This window comes from Sphingomonas sp. CFBP 13733 (assembly GCF_014841795.1).
Taxonomy (GTDB): Bacteria; Pseudomonadota; Alphaproteobacteria; order Sphingomonadales; family Sphingomonadaceae; genus Sphingomonas; species Sphingomonas aerolata.
This window is the reverse complement of the sequence record NZ_JACYUP010000003.1, coordinates 796,314-811,777: the sequence shown is the minus strand read 5'-3', so window position 1 is coordinate 811,777 and position 15,464 is coordinate 796,314. Positions and strand designations below refer to the sequence as shown.

General features: G+C 66.0%; 17 protein-coding genes. 10 read left to right on the top strand and 7 right to left on the bottom strand.

Annotated elements, in window-relative coordinates:
- Positions 1–18: 18 nt before the first annotated feature.
- Positions 19–486 (bottom strand): hypothetical protein, encoded by a 468-nt coding sequence (locus IFT71_RS12380; RefSeq protein WP_192141117.1) that lies wholly within the window; start codon positions 484–486, stop codon positions 19–21.
- 1,063 nt (positions 487–1,549) lie between these two features.
- On the opposite strand from IFT71_RS12380, the gene IFT71_RS12370 reads away from it, so the two are divergent.
- Positions 1,550–2,692, top strand: coding sequence for a hypothetical protein (locus tag IFT71_RS12370; protein ID WP_192141113.1), 1,143 nt, complete (start codon positions 1,550–1,552; stop codon positions 2,690–2,692).
- Here IFT71_RS12370 and IFT71_RS12365 read toward each other — a convergent pair.
- From IFT71_RS12365 to IFT71_RS12355, 3 genes are all read right to left on the bottom strand, one after another.
- Complete coding sequence (locus IFT71_RS12365) at positions 2,669–3,580, bottom strand: hypothetical protein (RefSeq protein ID WP_192141111.1); 912 nt, start codon at positions 3,578–3,580, stop codon at positions 2,669–2,671. The two genes, IFT71_RS12370 and IFT71_RS12365, sit on opposite strands and share 24 nt — an antisense overlap.
- A 410-nt stretch (positions 3,581–3,990) precedes the next feature.
- On the bottom strand, positions 3,991–4,866 hold the full coding sequence (locus IFT71_RS12360) for a hypothetical protein (protein ID WP_192141109.1): 876 nt from the start codon (positions 4,864–4,866) through the stop codon (positions 3,991–3,993).
- Entirely contained in the window at positions 4,866–5,525 is a 660-nt protein-coding gene (locus IFT71_RS12355) for a hypothetical protein (RefSeq protein WP_192141107.1), read from the bottom strand. The genes IFT71_RS12360 and IFT71_RS12355 overlap by 1 nt, the downstream gene beginning before the upstream one ends.
- Positions 5,526–6,346: 821 nt before the next feature.
- Between IFT71_RS12355 and IFT71_RS12350 the strand changes: the two genes are divergently transcribed.
- Positions 6,347–6,679 carry an epoxide hydrolase N-terminal domain-containing protein gene (locus IFT71_RS12350; RefSeq protein WP_192141105.1) on the top strand — a complete coding sequence of 111 codons (333 nt, stop codon included), beginning with the start codon at positions 6,347–6,349 and terminating at the stop codon, positions 6,677–6,679.
- The gene (locus IFT71_RS12345; RefSeq protein WP_342212646.1) at positions 6,676–7,428 is read left to right on the top strand and encodes a ZIP family metal transporter; all 753 of its coding nucleotides are present in this window, start codon (positions 6,676–6,678) and stop codon (positions 7,426–7,428) included. Before IFT71_RS12350 ends, IFT71_RS12345 begins: the two co-directional genes overlap by 4 nt.
- A 193-nt stretch (positions 7,429–7,621) precedes the next feature.
- Here IFT71_RS12345 and IFT71_RS12340 read toward each other — a convergent pair whose 3' ends face one another.
- The gene (locus tag IFT71_RS12340; RefSeq protein ID WP_192141103.1) at positions 7,622–7,837 is read right to left on the bottom strand and encodes a hypothetical protein; all 216 of its coding nucleotides are present in this window, start codon (positions 7,835–7,837) and stop codon (positions 7,622–7,624) included.
- A gap of 440 nt (positions 7,838–8,277) precedes the next feature.
- Between IFT71_RS12340 and IFT71_RS12335 the strand changes: the two genes are divergently transcribed.
- The gene (locus IFT71_RS12335; protein ID WP_192141101.1) at positions 8,278–8,691 is read left to right on the top strand and encodes a DUF3313 family protein; all 414 of its coding nucleotides are present in this window, start codon (positions 8,278–8,280) and stop codon (positions 8,689–8,691) included.
- Positions 8,692–8,702: 11 nt separating this feature from the next.
- Complete coding sequence (locus IFT71_RS12330; protein WP_342212645.1) at positions 8,703–9,203, top strand: substrate binding domain-containing protein; 501 nt, start codon at positions 8,703–8,705, stop codon at positions 9,201–9,203.
- A 236-nt stretch (positions 9,204–9,439) separates the two neighbouring features.
- Here IFT71_RS12330 and IFT71_RS12325 read toward each other — a convergent pair whose 3' ends face one another.
- Positions 9,440–9,715 carry an ArsR/SmtB family transcription factor gene (locus IFT71_RS12325; protein WP_192141099.1) on the bottom strand — a complete coding sequence of 92 codons (276 nt, stop codon included), beginning with the start codon at positions 9,713–9,715 and terminating at the stop codon, positions 9,440–9,442.
- Positions 9,716–9,913: 198 nt separating this feature from the next.
- Here IFT71_RS12325 and IFT71_RS12320 point away from each other — a divergent pair, with 198 nt between their 5' ends.
- Genes IFT71_RS12320 through IFT71_RS12310 form a run of 3 tightly spaced genes read left to right on the top strand, consistent with a single transcriptional unit; the run spans position 9,914 to position 11,764 of the window.
- Positions 9,914–10,303, top strand: a complete 390-nt coding sequence (locus IFT71_RS12320; RefSeq protein WP_244654880.1) for a hypothetical protein — start codon at positions 9,914–9,916, stop codon at positions 10,301–10,303.
- 32 nt (positions 10,304–10,335) lie between these two features.
- Positions 10,336–10,830: a hypothetical protein gene (locus tag IFT71_RS12315; protein WP_192141097.1), complete on the top strand. Its 495-nt coding sequence runs from the start codon at positions 10,336–10,338 to the stop codon at positions 10,828–10,830.
- Positions 10,831–10,882: 52 nt separating this feature from the next.
- The gene (locus tag IFT71_RS12310; protein WP_192141095.1) at positions 10,883–11,764 is read left to right on the top strand and encodes a 3'-5' exonuclease; all 882 of its coding nucleotides are present in this window, start codon (positions 10,883–10,885) and stop codon (positions 11,762–11,764) included.
- 1,696 nt (positions 11,765–13,460) lie between these two features.
- Here IFT71_RS12310 and IFT71_RS12305 read toward each other — a convergent pair.
- Positions 13,461–13,730 carry a hypothetical protein gene (locus IFT71_RS12305; RefSeq protein WP_192141093.1) on the bottom strand — a complete coding sequence of 90 codons (270 nt, stop codon included), beginning with the start codon at positions 13,728–13,730 and terminating at the stop codon, positions 13,461–13,463.
- A gap of 147 nt (positions 13,731–13,877) precedes the next feature.
- On the opposite strand from IFT71_RS12305, the gene IFT71_RS12300 reads away from it, so the two are divergent.
- Together IFT71_RS12300 and IFT71_RS12295 are read left to right on the top strand one after the other, a co-directional pair.
- Positions 13,878–14,948, top strand: a complete 1,071-nt coding sequence (locus tag IFT71_RS12300; protein WP_192141091.1) for a hypothetical protein — start codon at positions 13,878–13,880, stop codon at positions 14,946–14,948.
- A gap of 207 nt (positions 14,949–15,155) precedes the next feature.
- Positions 15,156–15,419, top strand: a complete 264-nt coding sequence (locus IFT71_RS12295; RefSeq protein ID WP_192141089.1) for an acyl-CoA dehydrogenase C-terminal domain-containing protein — start codon at positions 15,156–15,158, stop codon at positions 15,417–15,419.
- The last annotated feature ends 45 nt before the right edge of the window (positions 15,420–15,464 follow it).

Genomic DNA, 15,464 nt, shown 5'->3' with positions numbered 1-15,464 from the left:
TCCGACCGCGGCGGGGCACTAGCCGCGAACCCGCGCTGCCGTACGACCGCGGTCGCGGCGCCTTGCCGGATCGCCGCGCTCCCTGCGTCCCGACTGCAGCATGTCGACGAGGCGGCGGCTGCCGGGCCGCCCCCGCGTTCTACGCCACCTCCTGATCGAGGAGGGATCATCCGGCCTGCCGAACGCCGCAGCCAGCAGGGGCGTCCAATGCCTGTGCAGGGCGACGGCGATGGCCTTGTCGCCGTTCGGCGTGTCGTACTGATCCATGAGCAGGCACTGGGCCAGGCGCTTACGCGCGCGGAACAGATCCCAGTCGCTCAGGCCTGGCCTTTCGGGTTCGGCCGCCAGCGCGCGACCGAATGCGGGAATGTCGGGGAAGACGCCGGGATCCTCTGCGACGACGACCTTTTCCAGCGTCACCTCGTTGTCGCTCTGACCAAGTCCGATCGTCACGAGGAGCCGGATGTGGTGCTCCGGCGGTCTCACGCGGCCTCTCCGTCCAGATCGCCGCCGCGATCGTTCGCCACTGCGTTGAAGGGATCGATCATTGTATCCAGCATCGGACCGGGCGCGACGCGCAGAGAGGACGAGAGCTCGGCATGCGGTTCCAGACGCAGATAGCCCTGCGAGACGGCGGTCAGCGCCGTCGCACGCCTGCGAGATCCCGAGCCCAGGGCACGGTGGATGTCTGCGAGCGTCGGCCGACGCCGCCGAGCGACAACGTACGCGATCGACTGAAGGTCGGCGGCGTCCAGCTCGACATGCTGCCAGCACGCGACTTCGAGCAAAGTGTGGAACCTCCTGGAGGAGCATTCGACCGCCATGGGGGTCACGACGCGGTGGAGGAAGCCGAGCTGACCAGCGGCGGCCTCGAGGTAGCACGTCGCCCGGAAGGCGTCGGCTCCGTCCCCATGCACGTTGACCAGCCACGTCCGAGACAGACATTCGACGACCGCGTGGACGCCGACCCTCCTCACCTGCGAGCCGTCGTCGACGTGGATCGCAAGCGTATCGAAGCGGAAGTCCTGGACGTCCGANTCGGAGCCGAGCGACCATTGCGGAGGACGATCAGAGCGCCGGAACGTCGCGCTTCCGCGGCGGGATCGACGCGGTCGCCAGAGCTATAGATCTCGTGCATGCTTACTTCTTCCTAGGGCGCAGGTCATCGACCGCCGACAGCCCCCTCGCTGACAGGTGTGGGGGCAGCCTCGTGAGGCGACCCGTCGTGTTCGTTAGTGTCAGGCAGCATGTCGTCCTGCGGCCGCCTCAGGCCGCCGTCGTCGACACCCGCCGGCCGGTCCACGTACAACCGTGAACCATGCTAACCGGTGGGCCCGTGCTTTCGCGACAAAAGGTCTTGAGGCGGGTTTCGCCTGCTCTTCGTCGATGATCCATTCTCTGGCCTCCTGTCCACCATCAGAACCAAAGTACGAAAGTTCATTAAGCAGTGACTTTCATCTAGGCGTGACCAGCTTGTCCTTCAAGTAGTAAGTCACCGACTGATGAACTTTTCCGGACCGGTAATCCGAGAACATGCTAGGTGATGGGCATGAGAGGCGCCGCGGAAACCAGTGAACGGGAAGAGCGGATCGATCTCTCGCACGTCGAGTTCGATCGAAAGCTGAATCGCCTGCTCGGCGATCCGCTGCCGATGCGGGAGCTTGCGCTCTGGCTCGCGATGTCGAAGCATCAGCGCGAGGTGGCTATGAAGCGCATGGAAGCGCTGGCCAACTGGAAGCCGGAAGACGACTCCGGCAATCCGGCGGCGGCAGCACTGGCGGCCGGACTGAAGAAGAACCACTTCTACGAGATGGCCAAGGCGTGGCGAGCGGTGCCGTCGCTGGCGTCGGTGGAGGTGCTCGCTGCAGCGCCGCGGGCACGCGTGAGCGAATACGATGACGCCCTCGATGCGCATGTGACGACCGCGTTCGACGAGGTGTCCACTGATGGCGGGGTCATCGTCAACAAGGTGGCGGAACGGCTGGCCACCCTCGCCGCCGCGGACCTTAACGAGATCCCGAGCTTCGCGACGCTCCGCCGCAAGGTGCTGGCGGAGCAGCGCAGGCGCGAGAGGAGCGCCCAGCCGGGCGGCCATCTCAACTTCGACTGCTGCGCCTTCGCGATGGCCAATCTGGATCGGCCCGAGCGCATCGCGTTCGCGATCATCGATCGCCGGACGCAGCTCGTGCTCGGTGCCGCGTTGGGGAACGCCCGGCAGGCCAGACATGGCTACGGTCTGGCCGCGGTCGACGCGCTGCGCCGCATCGGGACGGGATCGCTGAAGGGCCTCGCGTGGGCGGACCGACTCGAGCAGACCGAACTGGTCACCGGTCTCGACGACGGCCTTCTTCGGGTCGGGGTGGAGGCGGCATGGGCCGGGCTGCCGGTGGTGCAGCCTGCCGGAAAGCCGGGGCGCTATCTGCGGAGGGCGGCGGGCGACCGCATGGGCCGAATGCTCTTCCTTTCGGCCGATCGCCTGGCGAAGTCGGCGGACGGCGATGCACGGGAGGTGGGAGATGCAGGCGACGATGCCGCCCGCCTGCAGGTGGAGGTGGAGATACATAACGCGGCGATCCTGCCGGACCTCGTAGAGGATCCTGCGCCGCGCCTTTCGGCGGGACTGGTCGCCACGCTCGAGTTCTTCGCACACAGGCCGCATCACGGACTCTCAGAGCAGTCGGAACCTTCTTGACCCGCCCCGTGCCTCGTTGTGCTGCGCGATGGCGTTCTCCAGCGCGAGCCGCGCGTCCGCGAGATCCAGCGGGCGATCGTCCTCCGTCCGCAGCAGGCGCTCGACCGGGCGGCTGGTTCGGTTGAACTGAAGCTCCAGGCGGCCTAGCCTGCGACCGACGACGCGCGACAGGGTGGTCCGCGCAGTGCCGGGTCCGACTTGCCTCACCCCCTCCACGCAGCCGAAGGCGGCGGCGAACGCGCGATCGGCGGTCAGGCAGCCGGATCGTGATGCCGCCAGCGCCGCCTTCGCGAAGCCGCTCATGTCCGGCCGTTCGCCGGCGAGGGGCAGCGCGGCGGCGATCCGGCCGTCGCTGGCACGTGCCGCGATCAGCAGGCTCGGCATCGAGATCGTTCCGTCCGCGAGGACTGGCAGTCGCACCCGGCACTCCGCGACCACCACGTCGCCGGCGTCGGCGACGTATCCCCGATCCCGCCTGATCGCCATCAGCCGGCGCCATACCGTCGAGCGGTCCGGGCTCTGCAGGCCTTTCGCCTTTAGCGCCGCGGTGACGGCGGCGGTGGCGACCGACGGGCGCACGTCCGGACCGAGCCGTTCAAGCGTCTCGCGCATCACGCCTTCCGAAGCGGGTGGAAGCGCCCTCCATCCCGTCCGAGCCTTCTCGCGCTTGGGCTTCGCGCCTGCGATCGCGACTGCGGTTTCATGTGCCCTCCAAGCTCGCACCAGCTTGAGGAACTGCGTGCGGCCAAGGCCGAGACGTGCCGCGTGATCCATCCGGTCGTCCTCGGTGGGCCCATTGATCGTGAGGTAGGCGACGACGACGGCGACGCGCTCGCGCACTTCCGCCCAGCGCAGCGGGTCGACGCCTGACATGTCGAGTGCCTTCATCTCTTTCTCCTTCGATGTGATTCTTCGGCTGCCGGAGGAATCGCAACGGGCGTGCAGAGCCGGTCTGAGAAAGCGCGTAGACTGGCTGTCTGCCGCCCGTCGGCGGCGCGGGACAGCCGACCGGCGCCGATCCCGCGGCGAACTGGCAGCCGGCGGAAGACGTCGGGACGCACGAGCGGATGTCCGGCCGGTGGCAGCTCAGCAGCCCTGCGAAACGCGTCCTGCCTATGAAGGCGGCGGAGCGGCGATCCAGGGCCGCGTCTGAGCGAGGGAGATAGAACCGCGGCCGGGTCGGTTCATCCGGAGCCTGCATCGGAGTGCACGGCATTCTTGGTCGCGCCACCGCAATGAGAAAGGGGGCCGGTCATTCGACCCGCCCCCTTCGAGGCACCTCGGGAACGCCGGCGCCCCTAGGGCTTCCGGTATTCTATGGATAGAAATGGAGGCGCCTCTCCATCGTCTCGCTTGCCTTCCGGATGAACGTCGTCTGCGTCTTCCGCTGCATCGTCCATCTCGCAGACGAGAAGGGACAGCAGCTCCTGGGTCAGCGCCGCGGAGCTGGTACGTTTGGCGATCTCGCCCCAGTCGTTCCACATGTCCAGCCTTCGGCTCAGCCAAGCGAAGTAGCTGTCGCGGCTCCGCTCATCGGCAAAGGTCTGGACCCAGATCGTGCGGACGAGCGGCATCCTCGTCCCTGCGTCGCGGTGCAGCAGCGAGATCGCCGGAACTTGGCCGATCCGCTCGCGAACGAACGCGAACTTCATCTGGCCCAGATCCTGATCGCCCCTCTCGAATGCGGGGCGACGGATCTCCTCCGCCTTGCCCAGTGCGAAGAGGATGGACTCTACGCCGGGATGGAACGGGGCGAGTTCGGGCGGACGCGTGGCCAGCAGCATCTTCGCGATCGAGTGCCCCTCCTTCGTCATCTTGCTTTCGTGGACAGGGGGGCGGTGATCATCGCCCTCCAGCAGGCCCTGGCTGGCGAGCCAGTGCGGATAGAACAGCCGGAACTGGTCGTCTTTCAGAAGCTCGATCCCGGCGTAGCGGTGGCTCCCGCTACGAAGCAAACCGCCAGCCGCCAGCAGGTATGCCAGCATCCGCTCCAGCTCGACTTCCCGGAAGAACAATGACACGTTTTTGAAGCCGAGCCTGCCGCGGAAGAGGGCCTCCCGCAGCGATCTCCACTCCCGTCCGTCCTCGTCCACGAGGATCGTGCTGACGGTGCCCGGCTTCACGCGCATCCAATGACCCCAGGGCAGGATTTCGTCGTAGTCGCGTTCCACCATCACGCGTCCCCCCCGTAGTCAGGATCGCGACCGCGAATGTACCCGGCGGGTGCGGTGGCGGGCGGCAGGTCTCGGCCCGCGCCGATGGCGTGCAGCTGCGCGGCCAGGTCGACGACGTGCGCCAGAACGTAGTTCTCGTCGCGGTAGATGGCCTTCAGCCCCACACACACGCCCCGCACGGTCGGCGCGGCGCCGTGCTTGCTCGGCTGCAGGTCGCCCGGCTTGTCGCAGCTGAAGCCGAACCACCATGCGTGGTCATGCTGCCGATCGATCTCGGCTGCTGCGGCCGCTCTTGCCTTGTTCCGGTCCTTTGCCGCATTCTGTTCTCGGACGTGGCAAACCGAGATTGGTTCGGGCGTCCACTCCTCGCAGGGCGCGCCGTGGTCGACGCCTCCATGCGGATGGATACCGAGCGCTTCGAGGGCGCGGCCCTCGAAGCCGTACAGGGGATGCTGAGGCGGGACTCCGACATAGCCGGACAGATATCCTCCCTCCTTCGAACGGCGGATGATGCAGTCCAGACCGGTTGCAGGATCCCTCCAGGCGACCTTGTCGGCCTCCATCTTCCACAGGCCCTCGCCTTCGGGATGCCGATCCTGCACCCGGAACGCCGCATCTGCGATCACCTCGCCGATGTAGTAGCTGCTATCCGACACCACTTGGACAACGTCCCGGCTCTTCGTACTTCCTCGCGCCATGCCTTGCGACCTCCTTGTCATCGCTGCGTTCATTTCGGAGCGGAGGCGGGATGCCGCCAGCGATACCGCGGAGCAGCGGACAACGTTGCAGGAGCAGCGATGGCAGAGTCGCTGCGCGTCAGCGCCGCCGACGCATCGCATCGCCGGACAGGCGCTTTTCATGATCGGCAACTCGCCGACACTGATCTCGGTGCCTCGAAGAGCCTTGATGCACGGAGGAGGAATCCGTCACTCCAGCGCGCCTTCATCCTGGCTCGACACTCCATACGCCGGCTCGTCGGCGAGACGACCGAGCTGAGCCCAGATCGCAGTGGCTGGCGAGGTCAATGTACGGGGCATCCGGCCCTTTCCATACGGCCGATTGACGCTGTTCGGCGTTGCGCGGCTAAGCGCCGGCCCATCACCGCTATACTCTCACCGACGAATTCAGATGGCGCAATCAGCTACGGCACGAGCGGAAGCATGACATCTGCACGATACGTCTCATAGCCGACTTCGAAGCCGGCTGTGACGGTTACCGACGTCAGTGCGAATGGCTCTCGAGATGATGATACCCTGACGCCGACGGAGGTTCTCCGGCGACCCGGTTGATAGCAGTTGATCAGACCATGGCACGTGCCGTAGCAGATCCTGCTGTGACGTCCCTTGCCTGCCAAGAGATGTGGAAGCGGTTTTCGGAAGTCAGTCATTCCACCCCCCGATGTTCGCCGACGCAGAGGCATTCCTCGCGGTCGCCTGCTCGGCGCCAGGATCGATGTGCCAGATCAACCGTAGAGACGATCATGCCAGAGCCATTCACCATCACCGTACCGGGCGAACGCCTCGACGCCATTCGGGCCGAACTGGAGCGCTTCGACTGGTCTTCGTTCCCCGATGCTGGCAACTGGGCGTCTGGCGTAGGCGTCGCGGACTTCCGCCGCCTTGTCGGTCGTCGGCTCGAGCGATACGACTGGCGTGCCGCCGAACGCCGCCTGAACGCCCTGCTATGCGAGATGCCTGATTCCAAGGTGATCGACTTCGTCCTGCGCTTTATGCCCCAGGATCGGCGGGCAGCTGATCCGGCATTGGGCGAGGCAGCGCTAGAGCGAGCCGACGGATCCGAGGCTGCAGCGTGATCGAGGCTGGCCTCTGGGGCTTCGTCGGCGGGTCGGCGCTGATCCTGGGCGCGCTGATCGCCTGGTTCGTGCGTCTTCCTCAGCGGCTGATCGCAGGTGTCATGGCGATCGGCTCTGGCGTGCTCATCTCGGCGGTGGCGTTCGACCTGATGGACGAGGCCTTCAGGCAGGGCGGCTTTGACTCCACCGCGATCGGCTTCCTCGGCGGCGCGCTGGTCTACACCGTAGCGAACGTCGTGATCTCGAAGAGAGGCGCACGCCATCGTAAGCGTTCGGGCTTCAACGAGGAAGAGAGCCAGCCGCACGCCGACGGCGGCGGCGGTCTGGCGATCGCAGTCGGGGCGCTTCTCGACGGCATCCCGGAGTCCGTCGTCATCGGCGTCAGCCTGCTCGGCGGCACCGGCGTGAGCACCGTCACCGTCGCCGCCATTTTCCTGTCCAACGTGCCCGAGGGCCTGTCGAGCGCGGCAGGCATGAAGAAGGCGGGCCGCGGTGCCGGGTACGTGTTCGGTGTGTGGACCGGCATCGCGATCGCTTCCGGCCTCGCGGCTATGCTGGGCAACGTCGCCTTGGCGAGCGCCGGCCCGGAGGTGATCGCCGCCGTCACTGCGATCGCCGCCGGCGCGATCCTGGCGATGCTGGTCGACACGATGATTCCAGAAGCTACCGAGGCGACGCATGATTACAGCGGCCTCATCGCCGTAGTGGGCTTCCTTCTCGCCTTCATACTGACGAAGTCGGGAGGGTGAGGCTGCCCGTGATGCGACGGCTCGAAGCGGGAAGCAGCGGTTCGAGTAGGCAGCGTCGAACGGTCGCCTCGCGGGTCGCGCCTACTGATCAGGCTCTTTCGAACAGCCTCGGATATCGACGCCCCCGCAGGACCGTTCGTCTGCAACACACTTAAGGCCGTCCAGAACGACAGATACCGCGGCGTTTGTCGTTCTAGCCTACCCTCACGACGAATTCGTTACCGCGCCCGACGTCGGCAGACAGCGTGTACGCTATATAGCCGTTCGCCGGAGGGCGGACATAGGCAAGGTAGTCATGAGCGAGGGCGTTCTCGCCCGGTATCGTCGCGCCGGATCGCAGGTGAGTTTCGATCAGCTTCCGAACCGACAGGTAGAGCGTCCAGGCGCCGTTGATCAGGGCGAGAGCCACTTGACCGCCCACGTCTCGCAGCGTCTCGAGTTTCGTGACCCTGTTCCGCAAGGCTGTTGGAACGCCGCCAGGTCGCTACATGACGGAACGGCATACCGGTAACCTGCGACCATCAGCGTCAGGGCAGCTGAGGGCTCTCGAACGCCGACCGGACAGCCCTTCCGCCAAGCACTCCGTTGTTCGGCTATCGGCCGACAGGTAAATCGTCGATGAGACCTGCCACTTCTCTTCAGGTCAGAATCCGCTCGATCGGAGGCTACTGCGATTCGAAGTCAATCCGCGAAGTCACGAAGCTGGACGTGTCGGGCCGCGCGTGATCGTACGCGAACACGCAGAAAACGCCGAAGCGACGAACTCGTCCCGGTCGACCAGCAGCCCGCGACCTAGGCATTCCTGGCGTCTCCGTACTTCCGTGGAGCGCACCTCCAGGAGAAGCATACATGCCCGGATCCACCGTACAGGCACGCCGCACTGCGGTCATCATGCTGACCATACCGCTGCTGGCCGGGCTGAGCGCCTGCTCGACAGGTGGTCAGAATTTGACCCGCTCCGGCTTCCTGCCCGACTACTCCGCGATGAAGCCGACGAAGCAGCACAAGAAGGACGCGATCTTCGTCGCAGCCGACTATGCGCCCGGGGCGTACGACAAGGTGGTCGTCGAGACGGTGGAGTGGCTCGCCCCCGCCCGCAGCGACGATATCAAGGAAAAGCTGAAGGCGGATTTCCGCACCCGGCTCGTCCGTAGCTTCGGGACTAGGTACCGCGTGGTGGATGCCGGCGAGGCCGGTCCCGGGACGCTGCGCATCCGCAGCGCGATCACGGGCATCCGCAGGTCGAGATCGAAGCACGGCTGAGCGACCGGGTCGTGGACCTGGTGACGGAAGGCGTCGATCTGGCGATACGGATCGGGCACCTGCCGGACTCCGGCCTGGTCGCCACCCGGATCGGCTGGACCGGCTACCTCATGTGCGGTTCGCCCGAGTATCTCGCCACAGCCGGGATGCCCGGCCATCCGGACGATCTGGTCGGTCACCAGCTCGTCGGGTTCGTCACGCCCGACACTGCCGTGCGCTTCACGTACCGCTTTCTGGTGGAAGGTGCGTCCCGGACGATGAACCTTCCGGCCCGGCTGGTCGTGGACGACGGCGAGGCGCTTGTGGATGCAGGCGTCCGAGCGGTCGGATTGGTGATGGCCACGGACTACCTGGTGGCGAAGCACCTCGACGATGGCAGCCTGATTCGCCTGCTCCGCGATTTCGAGATGCCATCGGTGCCGATAAGCGTCGTCCATATGCCGTCGCGCAATCCGACGCCGGCCGCGCGCGCGTTCGTCTCCATGCTCCGCCGGCAGATCGGGAAGACCTGATACGGAGGGGGCCCGCATCTCGGCACGCGCGAGCGGGTCACTTCAAGCGATGCGATCGAAGTGAAGGCTACCGACCTCCTTCTTTTCTATCCGGGACCGATACGGCACTCGCGCATCTTCCCACCTCAGTCCCTGCCCATGGGATCCATGACGACGGCAGGTCGCTCGGAGAGTTTCCAGTCACGTGGGTACGCCAGTGCGGCGTGACGCGGTAGCCATGCCTCCATGAGATGCCGTCAGGAGACGGACAGACGCGCAAGGTGCTCCGACAGCGCGCCAAGGAGTTCGGCATGTGCCTGGTAGATCACGTGACGACCTTCCTTGATCGACGAGACGAGGCCGGCATGAGTGAGGATCGTCAGGTGGCTGGACATCGTGTTCGCCGGCACGCCTAGCCCGGACGCGAGATCGCCCGCGGTGCATCTGCCCTTGGCGAGAAGCATCTCCACGCATCGGTATCGCGTCGGCTGCGCCAGCGCGCTCATCACGGTGACTAGGATCGGTAGTTCCATGCTCCCAGAATAATGGAGACGTCGTCAGCTTCAAGCTCTGCTGCTCACCAAGTGGAGAAAAAGGGTTAACCATCAAAAATCAATTCATCGTTTCTAGAACTGTTGAATAGTTTCGGTGGTAACCTACATGGTGCGTCTGAGGGCCGTCGTTCCGGCCCTCCTGTAGGGAACGAGTATCGATCCAGAAGGGAAATGCCCATGCTCGCAAGCCTCGAAACGCTGCACCTCCACCAGCCCTGTCCCGTCGACCGGACCATCGGCCTGCCCGACCCGCTCGATCCCGACACCGGCGAGGATCTCCCGCTCCTCGTCACCCGTCGGCGTCTGATCCGTCTTGCTCTCGTGGCCGCGGAGACAGGCGCGCGCTTCCAGCGGGACGGCCTCGAGCACGACCCCGTCGCCTGGATGCTGACGCCCCGCGCCTTGTTCGAAGGTCGCGACGGCATCGAGGGGGCGCTCGATCTCGAAGGCTGCCTCCGCGCGATCCTGCTGCACGGCTTGGCGATCGGCCTCGATGCCGATCCCGCCCTCATCGACGACCTGCTAGCGGACGACGAGGTCGAACAGCCGTCGCCGCTGATGGCCTGATATCCGGATCGCTCCAACAGGAGGACACACGCATGCTGAAGAGTAAGACGGACGGTGGAGTGGCGAGGGACCGGCCGAAGGGGCGTCACGCCCGGGCCCGTCGGCTCGCCCCCCGGACGGGGCGGATCACCGCGTCGGGATCCAAGGAGGCGCCGGACCGGCGCCAGGCGCGCGGCGAAGCGCTCGCCCGCCCGAAGCGCGGGCGCAGCACGCTCTCCCGGCTCGCTCCGGCGCCGCGCCTGTTCACTGCGACCATCGCCTATGCGGACGGAAGCGTGATGATGCAAGCGTTCCACGCATCCGTCGCCGATCATCCGGGCCAGGTGGTCCAGCGCCTCCGCACCCGCTTTGGCGACGAGGTCCTCGACGTTGCCGAACTCCGGCTCGGCTTCCACCCGGGCGTGCCGCTCGCCGTGGCCCTGGTGCCGACCGCGATCGCCGACATGATCCGCGAGACCGAACGCAATCCCTCGCGGCCGGCGGCGCTGTCGTTCGTGGTCGACATCGAGCAGCGCATCCAGATCTGACCGAGTCCACGGACCGCTCCGCAGCGTCCGACCCACTTTAAGGAGAACCATCATGGCAGGCCATGACGAGGCCGGACGCGCGGGCGCGTCCGGTGGCGCCGACGTGCGCGTCCAGTACCGGCTCGACCTCGCGGAGGGACCGACGGGCTTCGGAGACGACGCCGCTACGCGCGTCGGCGTAGCGGTCGACGTCGAGACCACGGGTACCGTCCCGGAGACCGGCGCGATCATCGAGCTGGCGATGCGCCGGTTCCGCTTCGATGCCGAGGGCGTGATCACCCATCTAGACCGGAGCTACTGCTGGCGCGAGGATCCCGGATCCCCCATCCCGCCGGACATAACGCGCATGACCGGCATCGCCGACGACGACGTGGCGGGCCGGCGCATCGACGACGAGGCTGCGCTACGGGTGCTCCGTTCCGCATCCATCGTCGTCGCGCACAACGCGGCGTTCGACCGCCCGTGGATCGAAGGGCGGCTGGACGACGCAGGCGACTTGGAATGGGCCTGCTCGATGAGCCAGATCGACTGGCGTGGCCACGGCTTCGACGGACTGGCGCTCGGTCATCTGCTCGGGCAGGCGGGCTGGTTCCACGAGGCTCATCGCGGCCCTGCCGACGTCGATGCGGTCATCCAGCTTCTCCGCCACAGGTTCGGGGACGGAACCACTGCGCTGGCGCAGCTGCTGCAGCGCGCCGCGGACCCCTCCTGGATCGTCCGGGCGGCAGGTGCGTCGTTCGAGGTCAAGGACCTGCTGCGCGACCGTAGCTATCGCTGGGATGCAGGACGCCGGAGCTGGTGGAAGGAGGTCGACGACCTGTCGCGATCGGCTGAGGAGTTCTGGCTGGCCTCCAGCGTCTATGCGGCCGGCAGGGGCGCCCGCGCGATGGGACCCGACTTCGAGAAGGTGACCGCAAGGACGCGGTTCCGCTAGAGCGAGCGGCGACGCTTCCCGTCAGGACGTTCTCGGGGCGAGGAAAGCGTCTACCCCGGCCAAGCCAGCGCCGTGGTGAGCTTCTCGCCATGTTCGTACTGCAGCGCTGCCTTTCGCATTAGCGGTTCCGCCAGACGATGCTTGGCAGCCACGCGCTCGAACACCTCCGTCGCGTCGTGGCGCCATCGCCGACATCACGGCATAGTCCTAGGATTCGCCTGCTCTCGTGCCCAGGATCCGACCGCAGGTAGACGCACCCGCATCGTGCCGCAGCGCTCCTTCGGATCGACGCGCGCACGGTCATGCGTGGCAGGCGCTCCGCCTTACGATATGCACACATGTGCATATTCTGGCCTAGCGAGCGCGAGTAGCGCGCTGCAGACGTCGCGCGGATGCACACATGTGCAAAAAAGCGCCCGATTATGCCCATGTGTGCAAGTTGCGCGCCCCGCCGATGCACATGTGTGCATAGTCCGGCCGGACGGTCGCGTATGGCGCGCCGCCGGCCCCCGCAGATGCACACATGTACATAATCCAGCATGGCGGGCGCGTGTGGCCCGCTGCCGACACCCAGCGGATGCACACAGGTGCATAATCCGACCTAGCGGGCGCGCGTGGCCCGCTCAGACATCGCGTGGATGCACACATGTGCAAAAACGCTCGATTATGCACATGTGTGCAAGTTGCGCGCTCCGCCGATGCACACATGTGCATCGGAGAGCGCCGTCGATGTTTGCCGGATGCGCCAGGATCGGCAGCAACGAAACCGGATGACCGTTCCCGAGAGACGAGAGCGACTCCGCAGTTGCTCCGTTCTGCCTTCGGGAATCGTGTATGTTGGAGATAGCTGCTGCAGACGGCGCCGACGACGACAGGACCGGCGGCGTTCGCCGGCTTGGCCAAGCCCGTGCAGATAACCGGGCCGAGTTTCGTGGCAGATCGATCCTCGCAAGCGCGTCGACGCCCGGACAGTGTCCGGGAGGCGCGAGCCGCTTCATGACGCATATCACCGACCGCCTGCTCTATGTCGCAATCCCGCTGATTTTGTCGGCGCATATTTCCAAATTTTCGCTCGGGGGAGCTGCACTGCCGCATCCCTGAGCCGGCAGGACCCGCATCGGTGCGCCACATTATTTTTCTGGTGCGCAATGGTTCCGGTATGCACACATGTGCATGACTCGCCGCTTTGCACACATGTGCATAGATCGCCTTCTTATGCACATATGTGCATGTTGAGCCCGGATTATGCACACATGTGCAAGTTGCGCGCCTTCCCCGATGCACACATGTGCATCGGGCGGTGGCCTAGCCCTCGCGCACGTGTCCCGGATCGGGAACGACAGCGATCTTGGCGGCCCAGTCGGCGGCTTGACAACGCTACTGGGTCCGCCATCGCTCGCGCGGCTGCGCACTCGCGCCTTCTTTTTCCTTTTGGGTTCTTCTTCTCTTATACTGACTAGGAGATGAGAGACTCCACGCGTGCGTACGCGTGCGAGCAGAAGCGGGCTACCAGACTTGGTCGGCACCACCTTCGACCTACATGCGGTTGCGACCTGGTTCCTTTTCATCCCCGGCAACCCAGTGGATCCCTCTTGCTTCCCAAGGGGTCTAGGCCATCCGCAGGATATGCGCCGGAGGCGAGATGCCGTCGCTATATGGGCTCCTCTGCCCTAGGCCTGCATTTCGTGGCGGCGCCTCAGGTATCGTGCGGTCGATCGTCCGGCTCCTGCCGGACCGCGCCGAGGTTCGGCGGCGTCAGATCGCGGCGTGATGCCGAAGTCGTCACGACATCGGATGCCGTCGCCGGCGGCGACCCCGGACGCCGCGCTGCGATGACCCCGACCATCACCGACGCGTCGCCTTGGAGCGCTTCCGGCTGCGCGCGCGCTTGCCTGAGCCGCTTCTGCGCCGCCCTCGCCTTCAGCCGGAGCGAACCGTCGCCGCGCTGACCGTCCACGTCAGGCATGACGGAAGGTCTCGGGACCACGTCTCTCGTCTCACGGCGATGACCGGTTCGGCAGGTGGGACCGTCGTAGCCGCGGGTGCGTCGGCAGCAGCCCTGCGGCGGTTTTCGACAGCTTGCAGGCCACCGAGCCGGCCTTAGAGTGGCGGGATGATCAATCCGGACAACCGACCGCGTCCCAAGCCGTTCGACCTGCTGGCATCGCTCGCAGCGTTCGCGCATGCTCGCGGCATAGCGCTGACCGACCCGGAGCTGATCCCGACGTTCACGGCCGATGCCGGCGAGCAGCTGGCGGCGGCGCTCGACGACGAGGCGCTTCTCCATGGCACAAGGACCGAACGGCTGTTCGAGGCCACCGTCCTCAGCCTGGGCAGGTTCAGGCTCTTCAAAACTGAGGACAGCGGGCGCGTCCATTCCGCCGAGACCATGCGGGTACCGGACTTCCGCGTGGTCCTGGAGGACGGCGACCAGTGGCTGATCGAGGTCAAGAACGTCCGCTGCAGCGACCCGTTCAGGCAGCGCACGGGCATGAGCGCCGCCTATCTGCATTCGCTCCGATCCTATGCCGACGCGATGGGCGTACCTCTGCGGCTCGCCTTCTACTGGTCGGTCTGGAACATCTGGACCGTAATTGCGCCGGAGCCGTTCATGCGGAAAGACGGTTCCCTGCGGGTCCGGATGCAGGACGCCGTCGCCGTCAGCGAGTTCGGCCGGCTGGGCGAGGTGACGATCATGACGATCCCGCCGCTCAGGATCGTCCTGCGCGCCGCGCCCGATCGGCCACGCGGTCTGGAGGGTTACACCGCGAGCTTCATCGTCGGCTCGGTCGAGATCTTCGCAGATGGCAAGCGACTGGTCGATGCCCGCGACCGCAAGCTCGCGGAGGTCCTCATCTTCTACGGCGAGTGGACGCTCGCCGGGCCCTTTGCGCTCATGGAGGAGGGAGAGATCGCCGGTGTCGAGTACGTGGCCGAGCCTGAGGAGCCGGCCGGTGAGGGATGGCAGGGCATCGGCTGGGCCAGCCGCATCTTCAGCCGCTACTTCGCCACCCAGACCGTCGAGGGCGAGCGTCTGATCCAGCTGCATGGCCGTCCCGCCCCCGACTGGTTCGCACCCCTCGACCGCTGGGACTTCGCCGGCAGCAACCTGCGCCTGCTGCTTGGGCACATTGAACCCAACTTCGAGATAATCCGGAACGGCACGGCGCGCGGCGAGGGCTGATCCTGCGTGTGCTACGCCGATACGGACCTGGCGCAGCCTCATGCTGACGTGGCTCCCGGCGACCCTCACCGCAACGTCGGAAGCTCGCCCTCGGCCAGATAGTCGAGCAGCTCCTGATCCTCGATAACCGCGACGTAGAAGAGGTGCGGCCAGACGTTGGCCGCGCGCAGTTCATGCAGTCGCTTGAAGCGCGGAACGTCCTCGCGGATGGACGCCGCCGCCGTGGCGACCTCGTTCCTCCGGCTTTTCGGGATCGTGCTCGCTGCCTACCTTCTGGCCCGCCAGGCCGCTGTCGCTTCGGCGAGGCAGTCTAGGAGCGATTGCGACCATGGCTTCCTCACCGCCAAGATCGCCACGGCGGGCTTCTTCGTTCGCGAGATGCTTCCAGAGGCGGGAGCGCTCCATAAGGTCATCTTGGCGGGAACCGCCGACCTGCTGGACGAGCTTACCAAGGAACAGTTCTGCGTCTAAGCTGGATCGTCCTGGCACGAGACGAAGTGGTCATACCGCAGAGCC